Annotated in this window: 5 protein-coding genes; all 5 read left to right on the forward strand. The window is 65.1% G+C overall.

The window, feature by feature from the left end:
- A partial coding sequence (locus WC683_20040) for a hypothetical protein (GenBank protein ID MFA4974900.1) occupies positions 1-295 on the forward strand: 295 nt, incomplete at its 5' end.
- Entirely contained in the window at positions 295-810 is a 516-nt protein-coding gene (locus WC683_20045; GenBank protein MFA4974901.1) for a hypothetical protein, read from the forward strand. The genes WC683_20040 and WC683_20045, both read left to right, overlap by 1 nt.
- Before the next feature lie 3 nt (positions 811-813).
- Positions 814-2,796: a hypothetical protein gene (locus WC683_20050; protein MFA4974902.1), complete on the forward strand. Its 1,983-nt coding sequence runs from the start codon at positions 814-816 to the stop codon at positions 2,794-2,796.
- Between the two features lie 283 nt (positions 2,797-3,079).
- Positions 3,080-3,466, forward strand: coding sequence for a hypothetical protein (locus tag WC683_20055; protein ID MFA4974903.1), 387 nt, complete (start codon positions 3,080-3,082; stop codon positions 3,464-3,466).
- Positions 3,463-3,834, forward strand: coding sequence for a hypothetical protein (locus WC683_20060; protein ID MFA4974904.1), 372 nt, complete (start codon positions 3,463-3,465; stop codon positions 3,832-3,834). The genes WC683_20055 and WC683_20060 overlap by 4 nt, the downstream gene beginning before the upstream one ends.
- Positions 3,835-3,888: the final 54 nt, after the last annotated feature.

Consider the following 3,888-nt stretch of genomic DNA (forward strand, 5'->3'; position numbering starts at 1 on the left):
AGAGAAGGTGGCAGCGTGGCGCGCTGGCAAAGTATGGGGAAGTTGCTCGCTTGTGGTGGCGGGGCATCTGTGCATCGAGGGGGCGATGCTCGGCAGCGAGACGACGGACATGGCGCGCGGGCGCAGCGTGGAGTTCCCGGTGGCGGCGTGCAGCGAGGCGGAGGCGAACCTGTTGTGCAACGGCCACTACCACAAGCGCCAGACGGTGCGTGGTGTGGAGTGCCCCGGGAGCCTCGTGCGTCTCGCGTTCGGGGAGGAGCACAACGAGCCGCGGTGGCTAGAAGTGGAGCTGTGATGGCAAGGCGTAAGCTGTTGGACGTAGAAGTAGCGCGCGCAATGCTGGACGAAGTGATCGTGCAAGAAGCAGCCAAGGAAGGCGTGTCACTTCCCGCGTTAACCCGGGTTAACGCGGTGCAGGAGGTGGCGGTGCTCGGCGCAACGCGGCTGCTCACCGTGGACGTGAGCGCCACCCACCCGCTCATCGAGATGGGCACGGGCACGCTGTCGGGGGTGATGGTGCGGCTGCGCCCCACGGGGCTCTGCACCGCCGACGACATGGACTTCGCGGAGCGTTGCGTGCGCAAGGCGGGGGCGCTCACCGTGACGCGAATGCCGCTCGCTGCCGTTGGCCCCGACGCGGACATCCCGGGCGAGGACAACCCGCCCGACGAGGAGTTGTCCGTATTGCCGATGGTGGAGGCGCTCGACGCGAACCTGCGCAAGCAGCTAGCGCGCGAGCGGTGCAGCGACGTGGAGTGCGAGGAGACAATGAAGCTCGCGCACACAATGCTCGAACAAGCTGGAGGTTGAAGCATGTACATCAAGAGGGTCCTGCTGGATAACTGGCTGCGATACGCAGGCAACCACTGCATCGAGCTTGAGCCGACCGTGTACGGGATCGTCGGTGAGTGGCTCGGCGAAGAAGGGCGATCGAACTGGGTCGGTAAAAGCTCGATAGGGGAGGCGTTTGACTTCGCGCTCACCGGGCGGCACCGCAAGCGCACCGAGGACGAGTGGATCACGTACGGCGCGGAGCAAGGTGGCGTAGAACTGGACCTGAGCAACGGGGTTTCTATCACACGGACGCGTGAGCTTGGCAAGTCCACGAAGCTGACGGTGAGCGAAGGGAAGGACACCTACAAGGACAAGGAAGCGCAGGCGTTTGTCTACGCCCAGGTGCTCGGCTGTACGCGCGAAGATTACGACCTGCTGTACTACGCAAAGCAACGCGCGCTCGCGGAGATCGTGATGATGAAGCCCGAGCCGTTCGCGGAGACCATCCGGCAGTGGGTGGGCACAGGCCCGCTTGAGTCGGTGGAGGAGGTTGCGAGCGAGCAGCTTGGCAAGGCGGCAATCAAGGTGCGCGAGCTGGAGCAGACCATCGAGGCCGCCGTCGCTGACGCGCTAGAAGGTGTGGAGGACGGCAGCGACTACGAGCCCGTCAAGGACGTGCCGGAAGCGCTCATCCGACAACGGCTCGACGATGTGGAGCGCGAGCAACGGCTTGCAGAAGGGGTAATGAAGATCGCTCGCACTGGTTGGGAATCGGCGGTGGAGGTGCAGAACGAGTGCCGCGAGTGGTGGGAGCACAAGGCGGCGGTCGACGCGCTTGCGAGCACGCGCGCGCAGCTCAAGGCGTTGGAGACGCAGCTTGCGGGCATCGACGGCGTGGGGTTGGAGTTGGACGAGACGGACGCGGAGAAGAAGCACGCGAACGAAGCACAGTTCCTGTCGGGTCTACAGACTCAGCAGCGCAGGCTTGAGGAGTTGACGCGCGGCGTGTTCGACGGCGTGTGCCCGGTGACGCTCGGTGCGTGCCCTGCCAAGGCGAAGGTGTTGGAGCAAGGAAGGGGCAACGCACAAACGCTGATTGACGTGAGGCAGAAAATAGTGGAGGCAAAGGCTCGCGTGACTACTGCGGCCAACGTGCTGCAATCGGTACGCGAGAAGCTCAAGGACTTGCGTGCGGGGGAGTCGAAGGTGGAGGCGCTCCGCAAGGCATTGAAGGGCGGGGAGGTTCACCAGGAGTACCTTGACGCGAACGAGGAGCCGCAGGACAAAGCAGCGGCGGCGACCAACGTGGCGGCTGCACAGGAGAAGCTGAGCGACGCGCGCTCGGAGTTGGACCGCTGCACGTTGCTGGCAAAGCGTCTGTACCGCAGGCTCAACGAGGTGGAGACAGCACTATCCAACATCGAGGACGCGCGTGCGAAGATGGCGAGGCTCAACCGCATACGTCGCGCGGCGGGCAGGCAAGGAGCACAGCGCGACGTGGCGGTCGCTTCCATGCGCCGGGTCGAACAACTTGGCAACGCGCTGCTGGCCGACGCGAGCATCCCGCTCAGCTTCCGCGTGCGGTGGGCGAGCGAGGGCAAGAAGCTCGCGGGCGCGTGCGACGCTTGCGGGCACGTCTACACCGGGCAGCGCGACAAGGCGTGCCCCCGGTGCAAAGCAGACCGCCCAATGCACAGCATCGACCGCCCGGGGCTGGAGCTGAGCGACCGCAGCGGTGCAGCGGAGGACTTGGTGGGTGCGGCGGTGCGGCTTGGGGCGAGTGCGTGGCTGCGGCGGAAGCGACAGATGCCGTGGGGCGTGGCGATGATCGATGAGCCCTACGGATCTCTCGATGAGAGACTGCGTTGTGACTTCTCGCAGTACCTCGTGAGCAGCTTGCGCGGGCGGTTCGGTTTCGAGCAAGCATTCGTCATTGCCCACCATGAGGATGCAATGTCGTGTTTACCGGGGCGCATCAAGGTGATAGGGACGCAAAGCGGTAGCCGTGTGGAGGTGGTGTGACACGCGAACGCGCATGATGTAATTGGGCAAGGCAGGCATGGCAAGGTTCGGTCGGGAGCGGTAAGGCGGGGTTGGGCAAGGCAGGCATGGTAGTGGGTCCGAAGGAGTGGTGGTGGCTATCAACAGCAGAGCGAAAGGGTGTCGAGGCGAGCGTCTTGTGATCGAGTTGATTCGCCCATGGTGGGCGCAGCTAGAGCCCGGGGTGGAGTTCGCTCGCACACCGGGATCGGGCGGGTGGCAAGGGCGGGGAGCGCGTGGGCAATCGTTGCGAGGCGAGATGCGCATGAGCGGCGACCTGATGACGACCAGCCACCGCTTCCCGTTCAGCGTCGAGGTGAAGAACAACGGGAGCTGGAGCTTCCTGATGCTGGAGCGCGGCAAGGCGAGCCCGGTGTGGGCGTGGTGGCGGCAGTGCCAGGACGCCGCCGACGAAGGCGGGCAGGTACCGATGCTGTGGTTCCGGCATCTGCGCAGCCCGTGGCGCGTGATGCTGCCGTACAAATACGCCACAAGGGTTCCCATCAAGCCCCCGCTGCTGGTGTGGGGCGAGAAGGATTTGCTTGGCGTGGACACCGGGGCGCTGTTGCCCATCCTGTTCGACGCAGCGGTCGTGCTTGCGGTGGAGCCGGGGCGGCTGGCGCTTGCGCGTAGAAGGAGCAACGCGGCGTGAACCTGTTCGACCGGTTCCGCAAGTGGCTGCACGACCGGGTGAAGGATCCGGAGATGCCCACGCCCACACCGCCGATGTGGATCGAGCGCATCGCCAACGACTTCATCGGGCTGTACCCGAAGGCGACCGTGGGGGAGTGGCACAGGTTCGCCGTGCTGCACGCAGCGAATGCCTACCAAGACGGGTTCCGTGCCGGGTGGGAAGCGAAGTCGTACGGCGACATGCCCGACGCGCATGATGACTACGACCCGCGTGCGCTAGTGAACGTGCTCGCGGACGAAGACCTGGACAGACCGGTGCCCGTGCAGGGACCGGAAGCGTTTGAGCACGTGACGTTCGTGAACGAAAGGGGAGTGCGCCGTGGGTGATGAGTTGGAGTGGAAGGTCGGGGAGATCGCGTTCCAGCCGAACCATGGCGTGGT

The organism is bacterium (genome assembly GCA_041648665.1).
GTDB lineage: Bacteria > UBA10199 > UBA10199 > 2-02-FULL-44-16 > JAAZCA01 > JAFGMW01.